A 23,374-nucleotide genomic window follows, 5' to 3' on the forward strand; every position below is an offset into this window, starting at 1 on the left:
TATGGTTACTGGCGCCGCTGCCTTCCGGCCCCACCATCTTGGCGCAGATGAGGGGCCCTGCGCGATCCCCGTCCAGCGAATCGGGGGGTGAATCATGGGGATCGGTTCGGCAACCCCCAGAAGATTGCGGATTCCGGGAGTGCGAGCATGCTGGCCATCGACCGTGCGGAGCTCGATGCGCAGACCGGCGGCGACGCGGAGCTGGCTCATGAGGTGCTGGCGCTGTTCGCCGGGCAATGCCGATCGATCCTGCCCCGGCTCACCGACCCGGCCCTGCCGGCCCCCCAGCGCGCCGACCTCGCCCACACCCTGAAGGGATCGGCCGCCGGCGTCGGCGCCACGCGGGTCCGGGCCTGCGCGGACGCCGTCGAGGCACAGCTGCGCGCCGGCGCCGAGCCGGCCGCGCTCGACGCGCTCGTTCCGGCCGTCGCGGCGGCGCTGGCCGAGATCGAGCCCGCGCAGTGAGCTGACGCCCTCGCCGAACGGCTATCCCCTCGGGTATCCCGTTGGGCGACGCACGCTCTAAATCCGGGGCGCGCGTTCCGACCGAGCGCGCCGATGCGGCGATCGATCCGGAACGGACCGCCGCCGCCGCGCTTGCATTCCACGGCCTCAGCCGCCAAGCAGTCACCCCGCCCGTCGAAGCGAGGCCGCTCGACGCGAGCCCGGAGCCGAGCATGCCCAAGATCACTTACGTCGACCACGCCGGGACGGAGAGGACCGTCGAAGGCAGCGTCGGCGCGACCGTGATGGAGACGGCGTTGCGCAACAACGTCCCGGGCATCGACGCGGAATGCGGCGGCGCCTGCGCCTGCGCCACCTGCCACGTCTACGTGGCCGACGATTGGATCGACGTCGTGGGCAAGGCCCAGGACATGGAGCAGGACATGCTCGATTTCGCCTCGGACGTGCGCGAGAATTCCCGCCTGTCCTGCCAGATCAAGATCGCGCCGAACCTCGACGGGCTGGTGGTCTCGACCCCGGCGCAGCAGGGGTAGCAGCCCTCACCGCACCAGCGCCCGGGCCGCCGCGTCGAGCCCGTCGAGGGTCAGGGGGAACATGCGGCCGCCCACGAGCCGCTGCACCATCCCGATCGACTGGGTGTAGCCCCAGTGGGTCTCCGGCACCGGGTTCAGCCACGCCGCCTTCGGAAAATGGTCGAGGAGCCGCTGCAGCCACACGGCGCCGGGCTCCTCGTTCCAATGCTCCACCGAGCCGCCCGGCGTGGCGATCTCGTAGGGGCTCATCGAGGCGTCGCCCACGAACACCACCCGGTAGTCGCTGCCATAGGTGCGGATCACCTCCGGCAGCGGGGTCTTGGCCTCGTGCCGGCGCCGGTTCTCGGTCCAGACCGCCTCGTAGGGGCAGTTGTGGAAGTAGTAATGCGCGAGGTGCTTGAACTCCGAGCGCGCCGCCGAGAACAGCGCCTCCGCCTGCTCGATATGCCAGTCCATCGAGCCGCCGACGTCCAGGAACAGCAGCACCTTGACCGCGTTGCGCCGCTCCGGTCGCAGCCGCACGTCGATATAGCCCTGGCGGGCGCTCTCGCGGATCGTGCCGTCGAGGTCGAGCTCCTCCGCCGCCCCGGTCCGGGCGAAGCGGCGCAGCCGGCGCAGCGCGATCCGCATGTTGCGCGCGCCGATCTCGCGGTCGTCGTCGAGATCCTTGAATTCGCGCTTGTCCCAGACCTTCACCGCGCGGAAGTTGCGGTTCCCGTCCTGGCCGATCCGGATGCCCTTGGGATTGTAGCCATAGGCTCCGAACGGTGAGGTCCCGCCGGTGCCGATCCATTTCGAGCCGCCCTGGTGCCGCTCCTTCTGCTCGGCCAGCCGCTGCTTGAGCGTCTCGAACAGCTTGTCCCAGCCGAGCGCCTGCAACTCGGCCTTCTCGCCCTCGGTCAGGTACTTCTCCGCGAGCTTGCGCAGCCATTCCTCGGGAATCGCCGCGGGCGCCACCGCCTCGCCGAGGGTCTCCAGCCCCTTGAACACGGTGCCGAACACCCGGTCGAACCGGTCGAGATGCGCCTCGTCCTTCACCAGCGCCGTGCGCGAGAGGAAGTAGAAGGCCTCGACGTCGTGCTCGGCCAAGCCCCGGTCGAGGGCGCCGAGCAGGGTCAGGTACTCCTTGAGGGAGACGGGAACCTTGGCGTCCCGGAGGGCCGTGAAGAACTGCAGCAGCATCCCCGAAGAACGCGCCAGCAAAACGCCCGGGTCAAGCCCGGGCGAATCAGCCAAGTTCAGGCCGGGCCCGGCGGGACTTCTGGGCCTGTTCTTCGAGTCGTCGCCGATGGTCGACAAGATTCAGGCACGGACAAAGGCCTAGTCCAGGGCCACCCGGAGAGTCTTCAGCGGGCGCAGAGACTCATAAGTTGGGCATAAGTCGCCGAATCTGTTGATATGTGCGCGGCCAAGCCTCGTGCAGTCACTGAAACCGTCACGGGAATCGCTCAACTCGGGGCATCAGGTGTGTTCAGCCGCGAGGACGCGTGCCGCACCAAGCGAAGCGAGGAGACCTGCAATGGCGGTCATCCTGCGGAATCTGACGGATTTCAAGCGGTTTCTCGGGAAGCCGGGGGCCACGATTCAACTGGTGCGCAACACCTTCATGGATCGCCAGCCCGAATCGACCCGGGAGGCCTACCGCGCCAAGGGCATGTACGCGCCGCGCGCCGTGCAGGCCCTGTCGCGCAAGGCCGCGGTGTTCACCCTGCGAGGTTTCCCCGGGACCGTGTGGCTGTACTGGGACAGGGGCGCGCGGGGCTGGCGCTTCTCGGGGGACACCGTGACCGTCCCCCTGGTCACCGGCCTCGGGCCGGCGGACGAGCTGGTCTACCGGTGCAGCTTCGCCGACGGCTTCGAGCCGGCACCGCGCAACCGCGTGTCGCGGCAGCCCAAGCACGCCGAGGCCCATCTGGCCCCGGCCTGAATCGGCCGGCTCAGGCCCGATCAGGCCCGCTCACGCCTCTTGGCGCGCGGCAGCGGCCTCCTTCTTGGCCGGCGGCTTGCCGAGGGCCTTGCCCACCGTGCGCCGGGCGCGAAAAATCGGCTTGGCCTCGTTCTCGCGCTTCTTCAGAAGCGCGCGATACTCGTCCCGCCGCTCGTGGATCGACGCGATCACGAGGCCCATCGGCACGCCGACATCGACCAGCACCGCCTCCGACAATTGCAGGGAGGCCTCGATCGTCTCGGGCACCGCGTCGTCGACGCCGAGCTCGTACAGGGCCGAGGCGTGGCGGGCATCGCGCGCGCGGGCCACGATCGTCAGATCCGGCCGCTCCGCCCGGGCCGCCGCCACCGCCTGCTCGACCGCCCGCGGGTTGTCGAGCGTCACCACCAGGGCGCGCGCCGTGGCGATGTCGCAGCGGCGCAGGATCTCGGTGTTGCCGGAATCCCCGAAATAGACCGGCGCACCGGCGCGGCGCTGCTCGGCGACCCGCGCCGCATCGGAATCGAGGGCGAGGTAGGGGATCCCGTGGCGGTCCAGCATCTCGGCGACCTGGCGGCCGACCCGGCCGAAGCCCGCGATCACCACCCGGTTCTCGACCTTGTCGGGCAGCGGCTCCGACTTCATGGCGGCCAGGCCGGCGCTGGTGGCGCGGCGGCTCAGCCGGCGGCCCAGGGCCGCGAGCGCCGGGATCATGATCATCGTCACCGTGGTCACGATCAGGGCGGCCGCACCGACATCCTCCGGGACCAGCCCGGTGGCGACCGCGCCGCCGATCAGCACGAAGGCGAACTCGCCCCCCGGCCCGAGCAGCAGGGCCGCCTCAAGCGCCACCGGCCGGGAGATCTTGAGGGCGGGGGCCGCCATCATCACCACCGCGGCCTTGATCAGGACCAGGGCCAGCGACAGGCCGATGATCGCCCCGGGCGCCGCCATGAGCTGGGCCGGGTCCAGGTTCATGCCCACCGAGACGAAGAACACGCCGAGCAGCAGGCCCTTGAACGGGTCGATCGTCGCCTCGATCGCCCGGCGATACTCGGTCTCGGCGAGCAGCAGCCCGGCCACGAAGGCGCCCAGCGTCATCGACAGGCCGCTCGCCGCCGCCGTGAGCGCGGTGCCGACAATCACCAGCAGGCAGGCCGCCATGAAAAGCTCGGTGGAGCGCGTCCGCGCCACGAGCTGGAACAGCGGGCGCAGGGCGAGGCGGCCGGCGACCACGATCAGCACCAGCGCGATGGCGGCCTGGCCCAGCGCCATGGCCAGCGCCCAGCCCTTGTCGCCCTCGTCGCCGCGGCCGAGGACCGCGATGGCGAACAGCACCGGGGCGACCGCGAGATCCTGGAACAGCAGGACCGCGAAGCTGGCGCGGCCGGAGGGGGCGTTGAGCCGCTTCTGCTCGGCCAGGACCGGCAGCACCACCGCGGTCGACGACAGGGCGAGCCCGATGCCAACGATCACCGCGCCGGCGAGCGGCACCTGCAGCCCGTACAGGATCGCCCCGAGGATCAGCGTCGAGCAGCCGACCTGCAGCGAGCCGAGGCCGAAGACGAGCCGGCGCAGGGTCCGCAGACGCTCCCACGACAGCTCGACCCCGATCATGAACATCAGGAAGATCACCCCGAACTCGGCCAGGTGCGAGATCTCGGTGCGATTGCCGATGGTGAAGAGGTGGACGTAAGGATGCGTGTCGGCCAGCCGTCCGAGGCCGAAGGGGCCGAGCAGGGCTCCGGCGCCGATGAAGCCCAGCACCGGGGAGATCCGCAGGCGGTGGAACAACGGCACCACGATGCCTGCCGTCACGAGGAACAGGATCGCTTCCTTGTAGGAGCCGGCATGGACCTCTGGCATCGGCGGCGGATCGAACCTCCTGTTTCCGACCGGTGCGGAGGCCGATCACGGATGCGCGATCATGGGTCGACCCCGCCCCCTGGGCAACCGCTTTTGCGATCCGCAAGGCCGGCAAGGTGCGCTCGGACACAAGCCGGATACACACTTGCGGTGAGACATTTCCGCCACCCGGACGACGTTTGCCGACGATCCACCGGGGAATGGGTGCGGTGCGGCCCAAAATCGGCACAATGCCCGCATACACGCTGGAGTTAACCGGCAGTTAAGTTCGGCCCGGGCCGCGCCTTCGACGATACGACTGAGCCCACGACTGGACCCGATGGATGTGACGAGGCCGATGATCTCCATCAAGTCGATATTCTCTGGCCCCAAGGCGCCGCCGAGCCGCGACCTCGCGCGCGAGCGCCGCGAGTGGAAGCTCGAATCGGATCGGTGGCAGCACCAGCGTCACGTCGACCGCGGCTACCGGATCAAGTGGGGCTACGTCGCGATCGCCTACCTGGTCGAGTTCATGGTGATCGGCGCCTCGCTCTGGGGGGCTTGGCTGTTCGCGGGCGTCTACAGCGACGGCGACTGGCACGCCTTCTACTTCATGCTGCTGGCGCCCCTGGTCTACGCCGCCGTGGAGCTGTGCCGGGTGCCGCTCGGCATCCTGGCCCGGACCCAGCGCTCGCATTTCGTGCGCGGGCTCGCGGTGCTCGGCATCATCTTCGCGGCCGGGGTGACCACCAAGTCGGTGTCGCAGCTCGGCGAGATGATGTTCCACCCCCGCCTGATGGAGGCCGCCAGGACCAAGACCGCCCTGAAGGACGCCCAGGCCGACCGCGCCACCATCGGCGACCGCATCAAGGCGGCGGACGAGCGGGTGGCGCAGTACACCGCCGAGCTCGACCAGATCGAGAAGCGGTCCTCCGACAACGCCCAGCAGCTCGCCGGCCTCCCGGCCCAGCGCTGCGAGCGGGTGTTCGGCACCAACAGCAAGGGCCGCAAGTACCAGAACCTGAAATGCGTGGCCGATCCGCGCGTGGCCGCCCTGTCGGCGGGCGTCACCAAGGCGTCGGCCGACCGCGCCGCCCTGATCAAGAGCCTCGAGGAGGCCCGCAAGGCGCGCGCGACGCTCGATCCCGGCGCCGCCGACCGGCGCGTGGCCGATGCCGAGCAGGCCTACCGGAACGCGGTCAACCGCTCGCAGCTGCATTCCTTCACCGCGATGGTCTACGGCGTCGACCCGATCGACGTGACCGAGAGCCAGGTCCACGCCTTCCTGCGGATCTTCGTGTTCCTGCCGGCCGTCTGCGCCGCCTTCGCGTCGACCATCCTGGCGCTCTGCGCGGTCTCGACCCGCCGGACCTTCATGGATGAGGACGATCTCGGCGCCGCCGTGAACCCGGAGGCCGCGCCGTTCATGCTCGACGCGATCGCCGACGCGCTGCGCTCGAACCCCGAGCCGATCCTGCCCCGGGCGGCCAACGCCACGGGCGCGGTGATCCCGATGAACCGCCCGGCCCAGGGTCAGCAGAGCCTGCCCGGCCAGACCCTTCCGGGCCAGCAGACCCTACCTGCCGCGGGAGCCGGCGCATGAACTACGTCGCCGGCGGCACCCCTGAGAACGTCGCCCTCGCCCAGCAGGTGAATTCACGCCTGCGCGCGGATTCGAGCTACGTCGCGGCCCGGGCCTTCCTGTTCCGGGCGCTGGGCTTCGGCGCCTTCGCGTGCCTGGCCGGCATCGGCGTCGGGGCGGCGGCCTATGGCTGGGCGACCCTCAACCAGTTCGACACGGCCGCCGAGAAGATCGCCGCCGCCATGCAGGCCGCGCTCTCGGACGTGACCCTGAAGACCAAGGGCGAGGTCACCCTGACCGACAACACCCTCAAGCTCGAGGGCCTGCCCAAGCTCGGCGGCGGCACGCCGACCCCCACCAAGGCCCAGCTCGGCAGCGACGCCGCCCCGGCCTCGAAGGCGGCCGTGAACACCACCTTCACGGTGTTCAAGCAGGTGCCCTATCTCGACGGCCAGATCGTCACCGGCTGGAACTTCAAGGACAACGCCGACCAGCCCTACCAGCAGTACTGCTACTTCTCCCGCCGCTCCAACGAGTCGAAGGGTCAGGTCGAGATCAAGATCGACCTCGCCATGGACACCAAGACCCTGCCGCAACCGCAGAAATCCGACGTGAACCTGGAGATCCTGGCCCGGAACTGCGTCTGGCACGAGAAGGGTTGAGGCGACCCCAGGAATGACCCGCGGATCCAATCCTCAGCCTCATCCTGAGGTACCGGAGCGCAGCGGAGGCCTCGAAGGAGACCTCCAGAACGCACCGCGATCCCTGGAGCCCTCCTTCGAGGCCCGCTGACGCGGGCACCTCCAGGATGAGGGGGATGGATTGGAAGCAGCGTCGCGCTTGCGGCACGCCGCCACCCCGCGCTACCCGTGACCCCAGGCCAGCCTCTCCGAGACCGCGATGCGATTTTCCGGAACCGAGTCCTACGTCGCGACCCCCGACCTGACCGCCGCGGTCAACGCCGCCGTGGTCCTGGAGCGTCCGCTCCTGGTCAAGGGCGAGCCCGGCACCGGCAAGACCGTGCTGGCCGAGGAGATCGCCAAAGGCTTGGGCGCGCCGCTCATCGTCTGGAACATCAAGTCGACCACCAAGGCCCAGCAGGGCCTCTACGAGTACGACGCGGTCTCGCGGCTGCGCGACTCGCAGCTCGGCGACCCAAAAGTCTCGGACATCGGCAACTACATCCGGCGCGGCAAGCTCTGGGAGGCGTTCACCGCCCCCGAGCGCCCGGTGCTGCTGATCGACGAGATCGACAAGGCCGATATCGAGTTCCCCAACGACCTCCTCACCGAGCTCGACCGGATGGAGTTCCACGTCTACGAGACCGGCGAGACCGTGGCGGCCGTGCGCCGGCCGATCGTGATCATCACGTCGAACAACGAGAAGGAGCTGCCGGACGCGTTCCTGCGCCGCTGCTTCTTCCACTACATCAAGTTCCCCGACGCCGAGACGCTGATGCGCATCGTCGAGGTCCACTATCCGGGCATCAAGCACCGTCTGGTCGAGGAGGCCCTGCGGGTCTTCCTCGAGACCCGCGAGGTGCCCGGCCTCAAGAAGAAGCCCTCGACCTCGGAACTGCTGGACTGGCTCAAGCTCCTTGTCTCCGAGGATATTTTCCCCGAGACCCTGCGCGAGCGCGACGGCCGCAAGCTGATCCCGCCGCTGCACGGCGCGCTCCTGAAGAACGAGCAGGATGTCAGCCTGTTCGAGAAGCTCGCCTTCATGATGCGCCGGGAGCAGCGGGGCGGTTGAGCCTCAGCCGGCCCGACCGGAATAGATGTCGGTGATCTGCCCCAGCAGCTTCAGGGCGTCGGCCTTGGAGCGCTGGAAGGCGTTGCGGCCGACGATCGAGCCGAAGCCGCCGCCCGCCTGGATGGCGCGGATCTCGTCGAGGAACTTGGATTCCTCGGTCTGGGCGCCCCCCGAGAAGATCACGATCCGCCGCCCGTTGAAGGCGCATTGCACCACGTGGCGCACCCGCTCGGCCGCGGTGCCGATCGGGATGCCGGTGGATTCGTAGACTTTCTTGGCGGCCGGCTGCTCGATATGGGCGGTCGGCAGCTTGACCTTGATGATGTGGGCGCCGAGCTGCGCGGCGATCTGCGCGGCGTAGCCGATCACGTCGATGGCGGTCTCGCCCTCCTTCGACAGGGCCGAGCCCCTCGCATAGGACCAGATCACCACGGCGAGCCCGGCGCTCTTGGCCTCCTCGGCGATCTCCCGGATCTGGCCGTACATGGCGTTGCGGTGGGCCGAGCCGGGATAGATCGTGAAGCCGATGGCGCAGGCGCCGAGCCGCAGCGCGTCCGCCACCGAGCCGGTGATCGCCTGCTCCGGGTCGTCCTCGTCGGCCAGCAGGTCGTGGTTGTTGAGCTTGAGGATCAGCGGGATCCGCCCGGCATAGTCGCGCGCGCCCGCCTCCAGGAAGCCGAGCGGCGCCGCGTAGGCGCTGCAGCCCGCCGCCAGGGCGAGCTCGAAATGGTAATGCGGGTCGTAGGCCGGCGGGTTCGGGCCGAAGCTGCGGGCGGGGCCGTGCTCGAACCCCTGATCGACCGGCAGGATCAGCATCTTGCCGGTGCCGCCGAGACGCCCGTGCTCCAGCATCCGGGCGAGGTTGGTGAGCGTGCCGGGGCTGTCGGCCCCGTACCAGGACAGGATCTCGGAAACGCGGGGCGATCGATCCATCGGGCGACCTCCTTCGACAGGGACCGCCGGCCATGGCTTGTCCTGCATCGGCGGCCCAGGCTTTCGAACCGGACAAGGCCGCCGAGGTTCCCGCGCGCCGCGCTTTGAGCTAACCCGGCCCCGACAACATTGCAGCGCGCTAGGCGCCTGCCGACCCTCCCAGGCCGAGAAGGACTGAGCCCCATGCGCAGGTTGATTCTGCTGCGGCACGCCAAGTCGGACCGCCCGGCGGGCGTCGCCGACCACGAACGGCAGCTCAACGACCGCGGCCGCCGGGCCGCACCGGCCGTGGGCGCCCACCTCGCCGAGGCGGGCATCAAGCCCGACCTCGCCCTCGTCTCCACGGCCACCCGGACCCAGGAGACCTGGCAGGCGGTCGCGGCCGCCCTCGGCACGCCGGAGATGCGATCCCACCGCGAGATCTACGAGGCGCCGGCCGAACGGATCCTCGGCGTGATCCGGGGCGCGCCCGATACGGCGCGGACCGTGATCGTCGTCGGCCACAATCCGGGCCTGGGCGACCTCGCCACGGCCCTGGCCGGGGCGGGGCCGCGCAAGGAGCGCACGCGCCTCGCCACGGAATTCCCCACCGCCGCCTACGCGGTGATCGATTTCGACACGGCCGACTGGTCGGCGATCGGCCCGGGGCAGGGGCGGCTCGAGCGGTTCGTGCGCCCGCGGGACATCGACCCCGACCTGGGAGGCTGAAGCCCCCCGGCCCGCACCGCAAAAGTCCCGGTTTCAAAAGGTCTTCGACCTTTTGCGGGTCCAGGGCGGAGCCCTGGTGTCGGGTTTTGCCCGATGCATCGGGGCTCCGCCCCGACACCCCGCCAAAGGGCTGAGCCCTTTGGAAACCCGCCATGACGCGGAGGCCACAGCCGCTCAGGCCACCGGCACGGCGTGATGGGCCTCCACCTCCTGATGGGAGGGCAGGGGCGAGCCCGGCACGAAGGCGTCGAAGGCCGCCCAGAAATCCTGCCGGATGGCGTCGCGCTCGCTCAGGATCTCGTGCCGGGAATCCGGCAGGACGAGGATGTGGCCGGCCTTCATCCGGGCCGCGAACCGCTCCGTGTCCAGGGTCCCGCAGACCGGGTCGGCGCCGGCCGCGACGATCAGGGTCGGCAGGGTGATGCGCGGGGCGGCGCGGGGGTCGCGCAGGCGCGCCATCGCCCGGAACGCCTCGGCGAGCCAGGCGATCGTCGGGTCGCCGACCGCGCCGGCGCCGACCTGGCGGGCCGCGGCGGCGTTGCGGGCGTAGCGGAAAGGATCGCGCGACAGGCGGTTGCCCTCATAGGGCTTGGTGGCGATCGAGACCGGCTTGCCGAAAGGGATATAGCGGTCGCCCAGCCCGATCCGGTGCAGCGCCCGCGACAGGAACGCCGCCCCGGCGGGCCAGCGCACCATCCGGACCGACAGCATCGGCGCCACCGTCACCAGGCGCCGGAACGGCAGCCAGCCGTCGAGGGCCCCGATCAGGGCGACGCAGCCGCCCATCGAGTGCGCCAGGCCGACATGCGGCTCGGGCATCAGCGGCACCAGAATCGTCTCGGCCACCGCCTTCAGGTCGAGGCGGTAATCGTCGAAGCGGGCGACGTGGCCCTTGTGCGGGTCGCCGACCCGCCGGTCCGATTCGCCCTGGCCGCGCCAGTCGAACGCCACCACGGCGAAGCCGCGCGTCCGCAGATCCTGGATGGTCTCGTAATACTTCTCGATGAACTCGGCCCGCCCCTGGAGCAGGCAGATTGTGCCCCGGCAGGTCCGCGCAGTGGTCTGCCAATAGGCCGCCCGCAGGGTGCAGTCGTCGCGGGTGCCGACCGCGATCAGGGTGCCGCCGGGCGGCACCGGATTGTCGGGCGTGCCGCGCAGGGTCAGGAGCGGCGGCTCCCGCCCGATCTCGCCGTCGAACCGTCTCACGGGGCCACCTCCCTGCGTCCGCGCGCCGGCGTGACCGTAGCCGAAAAAATCTCGGATTCGGCCCTCGCCGCGGGTCTTGAAGGCCGATTTTCCACCCCCGATATCTCGGTTGTGCCGGCCGTCAGGCGGCACGAAAGACGGGTCCGGCCCATCGGGCGGACCAGCCCTGCATGTTGCTCGTACGAGGATATGTCATGCGTCAGTTCGATCTCGCCCCCCTGTATCGTTCCACCGTCGGTTTCGACCGTCTGTTCTCTGCCCTCGACCAGTTCGCCACCGCCGAGGCGGCGCCGACCTACCCGCCCTACAACATCGAGCGGACCGGCGAGAACGCCTACCGCATCACCGTCGCGGTCGCCGGCTTCACCGAGTCCGACCTGTCGATCGAGGTCCGGGAGAATGCCCTCACCCTGAAGGGCGAGCGCAAGGCCGAGACCAAGGCGGAGTTCCTGCACCAGGGCATCGCGGCCCGCTCCTTCGAGCGCCGCTTCCAGCTCGCCGACCACGTCCAGGTGACCGGTGCGGCGCTGGAGAACGGCCTCCTCCACATCGACCTCGTGCGCGAGGTTCCGGAGGCGAAGAAGCCCCGCCGCATCCAGATCGCCACGGCCGGCACCCCGTCCGCTCCGGTGATCGAGGGTGACGTGCGCAAGGACGCGGTCCAGCAGGCGGCCTGATCCGGCCGCCGGTTTGAGAACCCGCTAACGTGATGGAGCGCCCCGGCCCAGGCCGGGGCGTTTTCGTGTTGCGGCTGTCATAATGACGTGTGGGCTTCGTGCTCTTTAATGGGTCCGGACGGTGCACGCTCGTGCACCTGGAGTGAACCCGACCATGGTCGCCAATCTCGCCCGCGGAGCCTACAGCGCGCTCGGAGCCGGCTGGCAGAAGGGCGTGCAGTGGGGTGTCGGCGCGCCGATCGCCAAGCTGCGCCGGCGCCACGCGCTCGCCCAGCCCGGGCCGGCCGGCATCGCCGACGTCCTGTCGGCCGAGCGGGCGATCCGCCTGCCCGAGCCGTTCGAGGGGCGCAGCCTGGGCCGGATCGGCAATCTCGAGGTGCGGCTCGCGTCGAAGAAATCCGAGATCCGCCGCGCGCAGCGCCTGCGGTTCAAGGTCTTCTACGAAGAGATGGCGGCGATTCCGACCGGCTTGGCGGCTCTGTCGCGACGCGATGCCGACGGTTACGACGCGCTCTGCGACCACCTCCTGGTCCTGGACCATGCCGCGCCGCGGCGGAAGAAGCCGTTCGTCGAGCACCGCCCCAAGGTGGTCGGCACCTACAGGTTGCTGCGCGGCGAGGTCGCCGAGCGCCATGCCGGCTTCTACTCCGAGGGCGAGTACGACCTGGAGCCGATCCTGGCGGCGCAAGGGCACCGCCGGCTACTGGAGCTCGGCCGGTCCTGCGTGCTCAAGCCCTATCGGAGCAAGCGCACCGTCGAGCTGCTCTGGCAGGGGATCTACGCCTATGTCCTGCACCACCGGATCGACGCGCTGATCGGCTGCGCCAGCCTGGAGGGCACCGATCCGGACCGGCTGGCCCTGCCGCTCTCGTTCCTGCACCACCATGCCCGCGCCCCGGAGGCGTGGCGCGCCCGGGCCCTGCCGGAGCGGGCGGTGGCGATGGACCGGCTGCCGCGCGAGGCGGTGGACCCCAAGGCGGCGCTGCAGGCGCTGCCGCCGCTGATCAAGGGCTATCTCCGGCTCGGCGCGACCTTCGGGGAGGGCGCCGTGGTCGACCACCAGTTCGGCACCACCGACGTGTTCGTGGCACTCCCGGTCGAGGCGATCGGCGCCCGCTACCGCGGGCATTTCGCGCCGGCGAACTGATCAGGTCGGGACGGCGCGGAGACACGGCCGTTCCAACCCTCCCCCTCATCCTGAGGTCCGGCGGAGCCGCCTCGAAGGAGCCCTCCAGGGAGCGCGCGGCTAGCTGGAGGGCCCCCTTCGAGGCCTCCGCTGTGCTACGGCACCTCAGGATGAGGACAAGGCTGGGATCTATCCCGCTCCAACTACAGCAGGTGCCTCGCTCCTAAGGAGCGGGCCGCCCTTCCGGCGCGGCGCTTCTTCCTACAGATCCCCGAGCGCCAGCTGGCCCTGGTTGCGCGCCTTGGCGGGCGCCTTCGGAGCGGCCGCCTTGCGCTCCTTAGGCCGGGCTGCGGCCAGGGGCGGCTTCTTCGGCTTGGGGTCGCCGCGCATGCGGGCGAGCGCCTTGTCCCGGGCCACCGCCTCGGGGGCCTGGGGATCGTCCGACAGCCACTTGCCGCGCTTGATCACCTCGTTGACCCGGCCCTGGTTGACCCCGACCTTGAAGGCGATCTCCTGCTGGGTCATGCCCGTGGAGGCGTGCAGGTCGAGGATCGCCCGGGCGAGCTCGGGCGTCATCTTCTGGCCGGTCAGCCGGCGGGCCGGCTTGACCGTGCGGGTGGCGCGGTCGCGCTCGCGCAGGCGCTCCAGCAGCGCCAGCGCCATGTTCATGCCATGCTCGCGCAGGGCTTCCTCGAATTCCTTCAGGGTCGCCATCGGCGCCATCCTCCGCCGGGCTCGTGGGCCGGTTCTGTCGGGGGGAACGTGCCGGGAACGCGGCGGTTGCGCAAGCGCCCCCGGCCGGTGCCGCGGGCGGTGCCGGTGGACGGGCGATGTCATCCACCGGAAATGCGGCCCCTGGCCTCCCGGCGGCGGCTCGGCTACAGGATTGCGCCCGTTCGGCCAGGCAGGCTCAGCCCGCACACGATGATCAGCCCGATCCGCACAGTCGCCCCCGGCGAGACCTCCGAGTCCCTGTCCCGGGAGCTGGAAGCCGGCGCGGTGCTGCTGTTCCCGGACCTGCCGTTCCCCTTCAGCGCCTTCGAGCGCCGGTTCACCGAGCGGCCCTTCGCGGACGGCAAGGCCAAGAACGTCAACATCCGGGGTGAAGCCGCCGAGCTGCGCGGCGCGGCCGGCACGCCCGAGGAGCAGGAAGCCCTGCGCCAGCTCCTGATCCGCTACCGCGCCTTCGCCCGGGACCTGATCGGCACCTACCTGCCGGACTATGCCGACCGGGTGAGCCTGGCCGGGACCTCCTACCGCCCGTTCGACGTCGACCGGCGCAAGCTCAGCTGGCGGCGCGACGACACGCGGCTGCATGTCGACGCCTTCCCGTCGAACCCGATCGGCGAGAAGCGGATCCTGCGGGTGTTCCGCAACATCAACCCGGAGGGCGAGCCCCGCCGCTGGCGGGTCGGCGAGGATTTCGGGTCGATGGCGGAAAAATTCCTGCCGCGGCTGCCGCGCTATTCCCCGCTCGCGGCGCATGTCCTCGCCGCCCTGCGGATCACCAAGGCCCGGCGCTCCGAATACGACCACCTGATGCTGCACCTGCACGACGCGCTCAAGCAGGACGAGACCTATCAGGCGAGCGCCCCCCAGGCCGATGTGGCGTTCCGGCCCGGCGAGACCTGGGTGACCTTCTCCGACCTCGTGATGCACGGGGCGATGGGCGGCCGCTACATGCTGGAGCAGACCGCCTACCTGCCGGTCGCCGCCCAGGCCGATCCGGCCTTGAGCCCGCAGCGCATCCTGGCGGCCAAGCTCGGCCGCCCCCTCCACGCCTAGGCACACACGAGCGAAGGACCCGACACCATGATCCTCGAAATCGCGCAGATCGAGATCAAGCCCGGCATGGAGGCGGCGTTCGAGGCCGGCATCACCGAGGCCTCGGCGATCTTCAAGGCGGCCAAGGGCTGCCGCGCCTTCGAGGTGCGCCGCTCGATCGAGCATCCCCAGCGCTACCGCCTGATGATCCACTGGGACACGCTGGAAGCCCACACCAAGGACTTCACCGGCTCGCAGCCCTGGCAGGATTACCGCGCCCTGGTCTCGCACTGCTTCGCCGGGCCGGTCTCGGTCGAGCACACCGAGCAGGTGCTCAAGGCGTTCTGATCCGTTTCGGACGTCGCGCAGGGACGGGGCGCGACGACGGGCCTGGCCTTCGGATGAAGGAGTGACCGAAGTCGGTCCCGCTCGTCGTCCCGCGTCCGCGAAGCGAAGCCCGGGATCCAGGCCCCCGACGTGCCAAGGCCTCGCACGGACGGCGGCTTGACGGAAGCCGGCAGGGCCGAGGCCGCGCAGGCGGCCCCGAGGCGTTGCGGCGGGCCTCGCAGGTGCTAGGCTCCCCGCCGACCGGTCCCAGGGCGAATCGCCCGGGATTCGGGACCGACGGGGGCAGGCGTATGGCGTGGCGGAACCGGGTCGCGGGTGCTCTGGCGCTTCTGGCCGGCCTGGCTTACGGGCCGGCCCTCGCCCAGACGGCGCCGCCCCCCCGGCCCGCCCCGCGGCCGGCGGCCGCCCCGGTGCCGGCCTTCAAGAAGGATTTCGTCCGGTCCGATCTCGCCAGCGCCGCCGTGCGGCTCGAGGCGACGCTCAAGGCCAAGGCCGGGGGGCCGCTCAAGCCGGCCGGCCAGTCCCGCGCCGCCGGGCAGACGCTGCTCGCCGCCAACAGGCCGGACGAGGCGCTCGGCCCGCTCACCGCGGCCGTGGCGGCGGATCCTTCCGACATCCGCAACTGGCAGGCCTTCTCCCGGGGCGCCGCTGCGGCCGCGGCGGCCCTGGAGGAGGGCGACTACCAGGGCCGCGCCCGCCTGCAGGAACAGGCCGGGGCGGCGGCCTACCGGGCCTACGAGCGGTCCGGGTCACCCGCTGACGCGGCGTCGGCCCTGGCGCAGCTCGGTTCCGTGCTGACCGCGCAATCCGCGTGGCGCCCCGCCCTGGAGGCCTACGCCGCCAGCCTCGCCCTCGACGACGTCCCGGCGACCCGCGAGACCTACGAGGCCCTGCGCGCCGAGCACGGCTTCCGCATCCTCGGCTATAAGGTCGATGCCGATGCCGCCGCGCCGCGGCTGTGCTTCACCCTCTCGGAGCCGGTCCTGCCCAAGACGGACTACGCCCCCTACGTGGCGGTCTCGGGCAGCAGCAGCGCCGCCGTGACGGCGGACGGATCGCAGGTCTGCGTCGACGGGCTCAAGCATGGCGGCCGCTACGCGGTGGTCCTGCGCGAGGGCCTGCCCTCGACGGTGGGGGAGAGCCTGCTCAAATCCGCCGATTACGAGATCTATATCCGCGATCGCTCGCCGCAGGTGCGGATCACCGGGCGCAACTACGTCCTGCCCCGCACCGGACAGGCGGGCGTACCCCTGGTCTCGGTGAACGCGCCGAAGCTCGACGTCGAGGTGCTGCGCATCGGCGATCGCGGCCTGCTGCCGACCCTGCGCTCCGAGGATTTCCTGGGCCAGCTCAGCGGCGCGACCGCGAACACGCTGGCGTCCGAGAAGGGCGTGCGCGTCTGGAAGGGCACCCTCGACACCGCCAAGGCCGAGCTGAATCAGGAGGCGGTGACCGCCTTCCCGGTCCTACAGGCGGTGGGCAAGCTGGAGCCCGGCATCTATGTGCTGCTGGCCCAGCCTTCCGGCACGGGTGCGCGGGACGAGGACGGCTACGAGAGCCAGGCGACCCAGTGGTTCGTGGTCTCGGATCTCGGGCTCACCGCCACGAAGGGGCGGGACGGCGTCCACGTGGTCCTGCGCTCGCTGGCCTCCGCCCAGGTGATGCCGGGGGCCGAGATCCGGCTGATCGCCCGCAACAACGAGGTGCTGGGCACCGCCAAGACCGACGCGCAGGGCCATGCCGCTTTCGATCCGGGCCTCGCCCGCGGGGAGGGCGGCGCCGCCCCGAGCCTGGTGGTCGCCCAGGCGGGGGACGATTACGGCTTCCTCGACCTCAATCTCGGTGCCTTCGACCTGACCGACCGGGGCGTGAAGGGCCGGCCCGAGAGCGGCGGGCTGGACGCCTACCTGTTCACCGAGCGCGGGGTCTACCGCTCGGGCGAGACCGTGCAGATCACCGCCCTGCTGCGCGATCCCCGCAACGCGGCGGTGCCCGACCTGCCGCTGACCCTGGTGGTGAAGCGCCCGGACGGGGTCGAGTACCGCCGGGTCTCGGTGCCGGACCAGGGGCTCGGCGGCCGGGCGCTGCCCCTGCCGCTGCTGTCGGGGGCCATGCACGGCACCTGGCGGGTCTCCGCCTATACCGACCCGAAGGCCCCGGCTTTGGGCACGACCAGCTTCCTGGTGGAGGATTACGTCCCCGAGCGCCTGGAGGTGACCCTCAAGGCCGCCCAGGCCGCGCTGCACCGGGGCGAGGACGCGCAGGTCGATGTCGCCGCGCGCTACCTCTACGGCGCCCCCGGCGCCGGGCTCGACGTGTCGGGCAGCGTCGTGGTGCAGGCGGCGTCCGGCAGCGGCATCAAGGGTCTGGCGGAGTACACGGTCGGCCTCGACGACGAGACGGTGGAGGCGAGCGTGCAGGAGCTCGCGACCCACGCCACGACGGACGCGCAAGGGCACGCCACCGTCACCGTGCCCCTGCCGCAGGTGGCCGCACCCCGGCCCCTTGAGGCCAAGATCACCCTCGCGGTCGGCGAGCCGGGCGGCCGGGCCCTGTCGCGCAGCCTCACCCTGCCGATCCTGCCCTCCGGGCCGGTTCTCGCCCTCCGCAAGACCTCCCCGGACCTGAAGGAGGGCGACCGCGCCACGTTCGAGGCGGTCTTCGCCGCCCCGGACGGGACGCTCCTGGCCCGGCCGGGGGTGACCTGGACCCTGTCGCGGGTGGAGCGGAGCTACCAATGGTATCGCTCGGACGGCCGCTGGTCGTTCGAGGCGGTCAAGACCAACCGGCGGGTCGCCAGCGGCAGCCTCGACCTCGCGGCCGGGGCCCCGGGCCGGATCGAGGCGCCGGTCGCCCAGCTCGGCCGCTACCGGCTGGAGATCGCGGCGGCGGGCGCCCCGGAGGCGACCGCGAGCCTCGGCTTCGATGTCGGCTGGGGCGGCTCGGAGACCGCGGACGCGCCGGACCTGCTCGACCTCACCCTCGACAAGGCCGCCTACGCGGCCGGCGACACGCTGCGGGCCAAGCTCAGCCCGAAGTTCAAGGGGCAGGCCAGCCTCATGGTCGTGAGCGACCGGGTGCACGAGACGATCGAGGTCAGCGTTCCGGCGGGCGGCACCACCGTGACCCTGCCGGTGAAGGCCGAGTGGGGCGCGGGCGCCTATCTCGTCGCGACCGCCTACCGGCCCCTCGACCAGGCGGCCAAGCGCCTGCCGGGCCGGGCGCTGGGGCTCGCCTGGTTCTCGGTGGACCGCGAACGGCGCAGCCTGGGCGTCACCCTCACGACACCCGAGCGCACCCGCCCGCGGCAGGACCTGACCATCCCGGTGCAGCTCACCGGGCTGAAGGCCGGCGAGGCGGCGCGGATCACCGTGGCGATGGTCGATGTCGGCATCCTCAACCTGACCCGTTACCAGGCGCCGAACCCGACGCAATACTTCCTCGGCCAGCGGGCCCTGGGGCCGGAATTCCGCGACCTCTACGGCTACCTGATCGACGGCATGCAGGGCTCGGCCGGGGCGATCCGCTCCGGCGGCGATGCGGGCGGCGGCGAACTCGCCGACGCGCCGCCGACCCAGGCCCCGCTCGCGCTGTTCTCCGGCGTCGTGACCGTGGGGCCGGACGGGGCGGCCAGCGTGACCTTCCCGCTGCCGGCCTTCAACGGCACCGGCCGGGTGATGGTCACCGCCTGGAGCGGCAACCGGGTCGGCCAGGCACAGGCGGACGTGATCATCCGCGACCCCGTGGTGCTGACCGCGACCCTGCCGCGCTTCCTCGATACCGGCGACCGCTCGCGCCTGTTCGTGGCGCTCGACAATGTCGAGGGCCGGGCCGGCGACTACACGGTGGACATCGCCCCGTCCGGGCCGATCCTGCTGGGCGCCGGCGCCCTGCGGCAGACGATCCGGCTGGAGGCCGGAGGCCGGGGCCAGGTCGCGATCCCGATCACCGCCGCCGGGCCGGGCACCGCGCGGCTGGACCTCGCCCTGTCGGGGCCGGGCCTCGACGGCCATCTCGGCCAGAGCTTCTCGCTCGGCGTGCTGCCGGGGACCGGGGCGCTGCTGCGCCGCACGGTGCGCAACCTGGCGCCCGGGGCCGGCCTGACGGTGAGCGCCGACCTGCTGGCCGACCTGCTGCCCGGGACCGGCAGCGTCTCGCTCTCGGCCTCGGCGCTGCCCGGCCTCGACGTGCCGGCCCTGCTCCAGGCCCTCGACCGCTATCCCTACGGCTGCTCCGAGCAGATCGTCAGCCGGGCGATGCCGCTGCTCTACGTCAACCGCCTGGCCGGGCTCGACAAGCTCGCCCTCGACGGCAACGTGGACGACCGGGTGCGCGAAGCGATCGAGCGGCTGCTTGCCCGGCAGGATGCGAGCGGCGAGTTCGGCCTGTGGTCGGCGCAGAGCTCGGGCGACGTCTGGCTCGACGCCTACGTGACCGACTTCCTCACCCGCGCCCGGGAGCGCAGCTTCGCGGTGCCGCAGCTCGCCTTCACCCAGGCGCTCGACCGCCTGCGCAACACCGTGGCCAACGCCACGGAGGTGCGCGATGGCGGCGCCGACCTCGCCTACGCGGCCTACGTGCTGGCCCGCAACGGCCGGCCGGTGATCGGCGACCTGCGCTACCTCGCCGACACCAAGCTCGACGCCTTCGGCTCCGGGCTCGCCCGGGCACAGCTCGCCGCGGCCCTGGCGCTGCTGGGTGATCGGGGCCGCGCCGCCAAGGTGCTCGATTCGGCGCTCGCCCTGCTGAGATCCCAGCGGGATTCGGGCCAGTACCGGGCCGATTACGGCTCCCGCCTGCGCGACGGGGCCGGGGTGATCGCGCTGGCGGCCGAGAGCGGGCTCACCCAGGCCGCCCTGGCCCCGGTCGCCGCGGTGATCGGCGAGGAGCGGCAGGACCTTCTTCGGTCGACCAGCACGCAGGAGAATGCCTGGCTGGTTCTGGCCGCCGAGAGCCTGTCCAAGGACGCCGAGTCGCTGTCCTTCAGCCTGGACGGTGCGGCGCAGACCGGGCCGCTCGCCCGGATCTACCGGGGCCCGGCGCTCGAGGGCCGCAGCGTCTCCCTGGTCAATACCGGCCGGGCCCCGGTCCAGGTGATGCTGGGGGTGAACGGCAACCCGCTGGTGCCCGAGCCCGCCGCCGCACAGGGCTACACGGTCGAGCGCACGTTCCACCGGCTCGACGGCAGCGTGGTCGATCCCGCCCACGGCCTGCGCCAGAACGACCGGCTCGTGGTCGTGCTCAAGGTCACCGAGGACAAGGCCAGGGATGCCCGGCTGCTGCTGGTCGATCCGCTGCCGGCGGGGCTGGAGATCGACAACCCGAAGCTGCTCGATTCCGACGCCCTCCAGGGCCTCGCCTTCGCCAAGTCGGACGTGGAGCCGGTCCATACCGAGTTCCGCGACGACCGCTTCGTGGCCGCCTTCGACCGCAACCCCAGCCAGTCGGCGTTCTTCACCGTGGCCTACACGGTCCGGGCGGTGTCGCCGGGCACCTACGTGCATCCGGGCGCCTCGGTGGAGGACATGTACCGCCCGGCGCGGTTCGGTCGGACCGCGACCGGGAGCGTCGAGATCGGGGCGGCGCGCTAGGGCGCCGACTCGGGCGTCCGGCACCGGGCGTTCGGGACGAGCCGTCGAATCGCGGACGCACGCGCGATGACCGATGAAGCCACCCGAACGCAACCGTCCGGCCTCGCCCTCACCATGCCGCTGCGTTGCAGCGGCGACATGGTGCGGTGCGGAACCTCGGCTGGCGCCGTCACTTCTCCCAGGTCCCGTTCGGAACCGTGGAGGTGATGCCCGATGCCGGACCTCGATGCCCTGACCGGCCGTGCCGCCTCTGCGCTGGCCTATCTGCCGTGGTGGGCCGAAAGCCTGATCGTCGTCGTCGTCTGCTGCGCGGTGGTGATGCCGCTGCACGGCGTGGCCTACCGCTCGATGAAGCGCGCCGTGGCGGGCAAGAGCCTGTTCTGGCGCTCGCTCGTCTCGCGCACCCACGGCCCGAGCCGGCTGGGCCTGATCGTCGTGGCGATCAGCCTCGCCCTGACCACCGTACACCTGTCCTGGGAGGTGCGGGTGGCCCTCAACCAGATCCTGCTCGTCGCCTTCGTCACGCTGACCGGCTGGTGCTGCGCCACCGCGCTCCACATCGCCACGGTGATCTACCTGCGCCGGTTCAAGCTCGACGCCGAGGACAACCTGCTGGCGCGCAAGCACTTCACCCAGATGCGCATCCTCGAGCGGGCCGCCGTGACCCTGGTCGGCCTGATCACCGTCTCGGTGGCGCTGATGACCTTCGAGCCGGTGCGCCAGTACGGGGTGAGCCTGCTGGCCTCGGCGGGCGCCGCCGGCCTGATCCTCGGCTTGGCGATGCAGCCGGTCCTGTCGAACCTCGTGGCCGGCATCCAGATCGCCATCACCCAGCCGATCCGGATCGAGGACGCGGTGATCGTCGAGAACGAGTGGGGCTGGGTCGAGGAGATCACCTCCACCTACGTGGTGGTCCGCCTCTGGGATTGGCGCCGGCTGGTCCTGCCGCTCACCTACTTCATCCAGAAGCCGTTCCAGAACTGGACCCGCGACGGCGCCTCGCTGATCGGCAGCGTGTTCCTCTACGTCGACCACCGCGCCCCGGTGGCGCGGATGCGCGAGAAGCTGTCCGAGATCGCCGCCGCCACGCCCCTGTGGGACGGCAAGGTGGTGAACCTGCAGGTCTCGGACGCCAAGGAGAACACGATCGAGGTGCGGATGCTGGTGAGCGCCCGCAACGCGCCCCAGGCCTGGGACCTGCGCTGCGTGATCCGCGAGGCGATGATCACCTGGCTCCAGGCCGAGCACCCGGAGGCCCTGCCGCGGCACCGCACGGAATGGGTCGGCGCCGAGGAGCCGGCCCTGCGCCGCGCGGACGGGCATCGGATCGCGGCGTGATGGCTCAGCCCGGAGCGCCTGTTCGCCGAGGTCTTGGTTTCAAAAGGTCCGGGACCTTTTGCGGGTCCAGGGCAGAGCCCTGGGATGGCCCTCGGGGCTGCGCGCCCCGAACCCCGCCACAGGGCCTCGGGCCCTTTAGAAACCTGCCTTCTAATCGTCGGCGCCGGCGTAGAAGCTCTCCACGCCGATGCCCTCTTCCTGCATCAGCCGGGCCCGGGCGCGCAGCTTTTCGGTCTCGCTCTTGAGCTGACCGCAGGCGGCCAGGATGTCCCGGCCCCGGGGCGTGCGCACCGGCGAGGCGTAGCCGGCGTTGAACACGATCTCGGAGAAGCGCTCGATCCGGTCCCAGTCCGAGCATTCGTAGCGGCTACCGGGCCAGGGATTGAACGGGATCAGGTTGATCTTGGCCGGGATGCCCTTGAGCAGGCGGACCAGCTCGCGCGCATCCGCGTCGGAATCGTTGACGCCCTTCAGCATCACGTACTCGAAGGTGATGCGGCGGGCGTTGCTCACGCCCGGATAGGTCCGGCAGGCCTCGAGCAGCTGGGCGATCGGATATTTGCGGTTGAGCGGCACCAGCTCGTTGCGCAGGTCGTCTCGCACAGCGTGGAGCGAGATCGCCAGCATGGCGTTGGCCGCCTCGCCGAGGCGGGGGATCTGCGGCACCACCCCGGAGGTCGAGACCGTGATCCGCCGCCGGGAGAGGCCGAGCCCCTCTTGGTCGGACATCACGCCGACCGCGTCGATCACGGCGTCCAGGTTGTACAGGGGCTCGCCCATGCCCATGAACACGATGTTGGTGACCAGCCGTCCGACCTCTCCGGCCCCGGAGGCGTCGCGGCTGGGCATCTGGCCGGCCCAGTCGCCGAGCTCGTCCCGGGCGACCACGAGCTGCTGCACGATCTCGGCGGCCGAGAGGTTGCGCACGAGGCGCTGCGTGCCGGTGTGGCAGAACGAGCAGGTGAGGGTGCAGCCGACCTGGCTCGACACGCAGAGCGTGCCGCGGTCCGGGCCCGGGATGTAGACGCACTCGATCTCGGCGCCGCGATTGTGCTCCTGCGGGTTGGTGGGCGCCATGCGCAGCAGCCACTTGCGGGTGCCGTCGCGGGAGACCTGGCGGCTCGCCACCTCGGGCCGCTCCAGGGTGAAGTGCCGCGCGAGCTCGGCCTTCAGCGCCTTGCCGACATTGGTCATCGCGGCGAAGTCGGTCGCCCCGCGGAAATTGACCCAGTGCCAGATCTGGCCCGCCCGCATGCGGCTCTCGCGCTCGGGCACGCCCATGCCGACGAGCTGCGCCTTGAGCGCGTCCCGGGTGAGCCCGACCAGCGACGGCGGCCGGCCGGGGAGCAGCGCGGGCTGGAAATCGGGCGCCTTCTCGATCGCGGGTTCGGCCGCGCGGGCGCTGTCGAGCGACGGCGTCGCCATGATGATCGATCTATCCTCAGGGCGCTCACCGCCGACGGGGAAGCCGGTTCGGCGACAGGGAGCGCGTCACGACAAAGGCCCAGGCGCCGCCGGTCACGCGGGGATCGGCGGTGTCTGGGCGTTGAATGGTTCTATATAGGCGATCGCACCGGCG

General features: G+C 71.2%; 19 protein-coding genes. 13 read left to right on the forward strand and 6 right to left on the reverse strand.

Annotation, left to right across the window (positions count from 1 at the left end):
* Positions 1-147: 147 nt before the first annotated feature.
* The gene (locus LGR69_RS12520; RefSeq protein WP_230366204.1) at positions 148-465 is read left to right on the forward strand and encodes an Hpt domain-containing protein; all 318 of its coding nucleotides are present in this window, start codon (positions 148-150) and stop codon (positions 463-465) included.
* 212 nt (positions 466-677) lie between these two features.
* Positions 678-998 (forward strand): 2Fe-2S iron-sulfur cluster-binding protein, encoded by a 321-nt coding sequence (locus tag LGR69_RS12525; protein WP_007568306.1) that lies wholly within the window; start codon positions 678-680, stop codon positions 996-998.
* Positions 999-1,004: 6 nt separating this feature from the next.
* On the opposite strand, the gene LGR69_RS12530 is transcribed toward LGR69_RS12525, so the two are convergent.
* Entirely contained in the window at positions 1,005-2,180 is a 1,176-nt protein-coding gene (locus tag LGR69_RS12530; RefSeq protein WP_230366205.1) for a vWA domain-containing protein, read from the reverse strand.
* A 337-nt stretch (positions 2,181-2,517) separates the two neighbouring features.
* Between LGR69_RS12530 and LGR69_RS12535 the strand changes: the two genes are divergently transcribed.
* Positions 2,518-2,925 (forward strand): hypothetical protein, encoded by a 408-nt coding sequence (locus tag LGR69_RS12535; protein ID WP_230366206.1) that lies wholly within the window; start codon positions 2,518-2,520, stop codon positions 2,923-2,925.
* 30 nt (positions 2,926-2,955) lie between these two features.
* Here the strand turns inward: LGR69_RS12535 and LGR69_RS12540 are convergent, their stop codons facing one another.
* Complete coding sequence (locus tag LGR69_RS12540; protein WP_007568310.1) at positions 2,956-4,791, reverse strand: cation:proton antiporter domain-containing protein; 1,836 nt, start codon at positions 4,789-4,791, stop codon at positions 2,956-2,958.
* A 319-nt stretch (positions 4,792-5,110) separates the two neighbouring features.
* Here LGR69_RS12540 and LGR69_RS12545 point away from each other — a divergent pair, with 319 nt between their 5' ends.
* From LGR69_RS12545 to LGR69_RS12555, 3 genes are all read left to right on the forward strand, one after another.
* Positions 5,111-6,373: a hypothetical protein gene (locus LGR69_RS12545; protein WP_007568311.1), complete on the forward strand. Its 1,263-nt coding sequence runs from the start codon at positions 5,111-5,113 to the stop codon at positions 6,371-6,373.
* Entirely contained in the window at positions 6,370-7,014 is a 645-nt protein-coding gene (locus tag LGR69_RS12550; RefSeq protein ID WP_007568312.1) for a hypothetical protein, read from the forward strand. The genes LGR69_RS12545 and LGR69_RS12550 overlap by 4 nt, the downstream gene beginning before the upstream one ends.
* A gap of 238 nt (positions 7,015-7,252) precedes the next feature.
* Positions 7,253-8,104: an AAA family ATPase gene (locus LGR69_RS12555; RefSeq protein ID WP_230366207.1), complete on the forward strand. Its 852-nt coding sequence runs from the start codon at positions 7,253-7,255 to the stop codon at positions 8,102-8,104.
* 3 nt (positions 8,105-8,107) lie between these two features.
* Here LGR69_RS12555 and LGR69_RS12560 read toward each other — a convergent pair whose 3' ends face one another.
* Positions 8,108-9,037 carry a class I fructose-bisphosphate aldolase gene (locus LGR69_RS12560; RefSeq protein ID WP_230366208.1) on the reverse strand — a complete coding sequence of 310 codons (930 nt, stop codon included), beginning with the start codon at positions 9,035-9,037 and terminating at the stop codon, positions 8,108-8,110.
* 183 nt (positions 9,038-9,220) lie between these two features.
* On the opposite strand from LGR69_RS12560, the gene LGR69_RS12565 reads away from it, so the two are divergent.
* Positions 9,221-9,745, forward strand: a complete 525-nt coding sequence (locus LGR69_RS12565; protein WP_230366209.1) for a SixA phosphatase family protein — start codon at positions 9,221-9,223, stop codon at positions 9,743-9,745.
* A gap of 174 nt (positions 9,746-9,919) precedes the next feature.
* Here LGR69_RS12565 and LGR69_RS12570 read toward each other — a convergent pair whose 3' ends face one another.
* Entirely contained in the window at positions 9,920-10,951 is a 1,032-nt protein-coding gene (locus tag LGR69_RS12570) for an alpha/beta fold hydrolase (protein ID WP_007568317.1), read from the reverse strand.
* A gap of 194 nt (positions 10,952-11,145) precedes the next feature.
* Here LGR69_RS12570 and LGR69_RS12575 point away from each other — a divergent pair, with 194 nt between their 5' ends.
* Complete coding sequence (locus tag LGR69_RS12575; RefSeq protein WP_007568319.1) at positions 11,146-11,628, forward strand: Hsp20 family protein; 483 nt, start codon at positions 11,146-11,148, stop codon at positions 11,626-11,628.
* Between the two features lie 154 nt (positions 11,629-11,782).
* Positions 11,783-12,775, forward strand: coding sequence for a l-ornithine N(alpha)-acyltransferase (gene olsB, locus LGR69_RS12580; protein ID WP_007568321.1), 993 nt, complete (start codon positions 11,783-11,785; stop codon positions 12,773-12,775).
* A 240-nt stretch (positions 12,776-13,015) separates the two neighbouring features.
* Here olsB and LGR69_RS12585 read toward each other — a convergent pair whose 3' ends face one another.
* Complete coding sequence (locus LGR69_RS12585; protein WP_007568323.1) at positions 13,016-13,468, reverse strand: hypothetical protein; 453 nt, start codon at positions 13,466-13,468, stop codon at positions 13,016-13,018.
* A 210-nt stretch (positions 13,469-13,678) separates the two neighbouring features.
* On the opposite strand from LGR69_RS12585, the gene LGR69_RS12590 reads away from it, so the two are divergent.
* From LGR69_RS12590 to LGR69_RS12605, 4 genes are all read left to right on the forward strand, one after another.
* Positions 13,679-14,539, forward strand: a complete 861-nt coding sequence (locus LGR69_RS12590) for a Kdo hydroxylase family protein (RefSeq protein WP_091859285.1) — start codon at positions 13,679-13,681, stop codon at positions 14,537-14,539.
* A gap of 27 nt (positions 14,540-14,566) precedes the next feature.
* Positions 14,567-14,866: an antibiotic biosynthesis monooxygenase family protein gene (locus tag LGR69_RS12595; protein WP_007568328.1), complete on the forward strand. Its 300-nt coding sequence runs from the start codon at positions 14,567-14,569 to the stop codon at positions 14,864-14,866.
* A gap of 290 nt (positions 14,867-15,156) precedes the next feature.
* Entirely contained in the window at positions 15,157-20,457 is a 5,301-nt protein-coding gene (locus LGR69_RS12600; protein ID WP_230366210.1) for an alpha-2-macroglobulin, read from the forward strand.
* A gap of 213 nt (positions 20,458-20,670) precedes the next feature.
* A complete protein-coding gene (locus tag LGR69_RS12605) occupies positions 20,671-21,795 on the forward strand; it encodes a mechanosensitive ion channel family protein (protein ID WP_007568332.1) in 1,125 nt (374 codons plus the stop codon).
* A gap of 150 nt (positions 21,796-21,945) precedes the next feature.
* On the opposite strand, the gene rlmN is transcribed toward LGR69_RS12605, so the two are convergent.
* Positions 21,946-23,220 carry a dual-specificity RNA methyltransferase RlmN gene (rlmN, locus tag LGR69_RS12610; RefSeq protein WP_230366211.1) on the reverse strand — a complete coding sequence of 425 codons (1,275 nt, stop codon included), beginning with the start codon at positions 23,218-23,220 and terminating at the stop codon, positions 21,946-21,948.
* Between the last annotated feature and the right edge of the window lie 154 nt (positions 23,221-23,374).

Source organism: Methylobacterium brachiatum (assembly GCF_020523825.1).
GTDB classification, from domain to species: domain Bacteria; phylum Pseudomonadota; class Alphaproteobacteria; order Rhizobiales; family Beijerinckiaceae; genus Methylobacterium; species Methylobacterium brachiatum.

Bases quoted from the DNA above. Each gene is read 5' to 3' on its own strand.
- LGR69_RS12520 (WP_230366204.1), top strand. From the start codon at position 148: ATGCTGGCCATCGACCGTGCGGAGCTCGATGCGCAGACCGGCGGCGAC.
- LGR69_RS12525 (WP_007568306.1), top strand. From the start codon at position 678: ATGCCCAAGATCACTTACGTCGACCACGCCGGGACGGAGAGGACCGTC.
- LGR69_RS12530 (WP_230366205.1), bottom strand. From the start codon at position 2,180: ATGCTGCTGCAGTTCTTCACGGCCCTCCGGGACGCCAAGGTTCCCGTC.
- LGR69_RS12535 (WP_230366206.1), top strand. From the start codon at position 2,518: ATGGCGGTCATCCTGCGGAATCTGACGGATTTCAAGCGGTTTCTCGGG.
- LGR69_RS12540 (WP_007568310.1), bottom strand. From the start codon at position 4,791: ATGCCAGAGGTCCATGCCGGCTCCTACAAGGAAGCGATCCTGTTCCTC.
- LGR69_RS12545 (WP_007568311.1), top strand. From the start codon at position 5,111: ATGGATGTGACGAGGCCGATGATCTCCATCAAGTCGATATTCTCTGGC.
- LGR69_RS12550 (WP_007568312.1), top strand. From the start codon at position 6,370: ATGAACTACGTCGCCGGCGGCACCCCTGAGAACGTCGCCCTCGCCCAG.
- LGR69_RS12555 (WP_230366207.1), top strand. From the start codon at position 7,253: ATGCGATTTTCCGGAACCGAGTCCTACGTCGCGACCCCCGACCTGACC.
- LGR69_RS12560 (WP_230366208.1), bottom strand. From the start codon at position 9,037: ATGGATCGATCGCCCCGCGTTTCCGAGATCCTGTCCTGGTACGGGGCC.
- LGR69_RS12565 (WP_230366209.1), top strand. From the start codon at position 9,221: ATGCGCAGGTTGATTCTGCTGCGGCACGCCAAGTCGGACCGCCCGGCG.
- LGR69_RS12575 (WP_007568319.1), top strand. From the start codon at position 11,146: ATGCGTCAGTTCGATCTCGCCCCCCTGTATCGTTCCACCGTCGGTTTC.
- olsB (WP_007568321.1), top strand. From the start codon at position 11,783: ATGGTCGCCAATCTCGCCCGCGGAGCCTACAGCGCGCTCGGAGCCGGC.
- LGR69_RS12585 (WP_007568323.1), bottom strand. From the start codon at position 13,468: ATGGCGACCCTGAAGGAATTCGAGGAAGCCCTGCGCGAGCATGGCATG.
- LGR69_RS12590 (WP_091859285.1), top strand. From the start codon at position 13,679: ATGATCAGCCCGATCCGCACAGTCGCCCCCGGCGAGACCTCCGAGTCC.
- LGR69_RS12595 (WP_007568328.1), top strand. From the start codon at position 14,567: ATGATCCTCGAAATCGCGCAGATCGAGATCAAGCCCGGCATGGAGGCG.
- LGR69_RS12600 (WP_230366210.1), top strand. From the start codon at position 15,157: ATGGCGTGGCGGAACCGGGTCGCGGGTGCTCTGGCGCTTCTGGCCGGC.
- LGR69_RS12605 (WP_007568332.1), top strand. From the start codon at position 20,671: ATGCCGGACCTCGATGCCCTGACCGGCCGTGCCGCCTCTGCGCTGGCC.
- rlmN (WP_230366211.1), bottom strand. From the start codon at position 23,220: ATGGCGACGCCGTCGCTCGACAGCGCCCGCGCGGCCGAACCCGCGATC.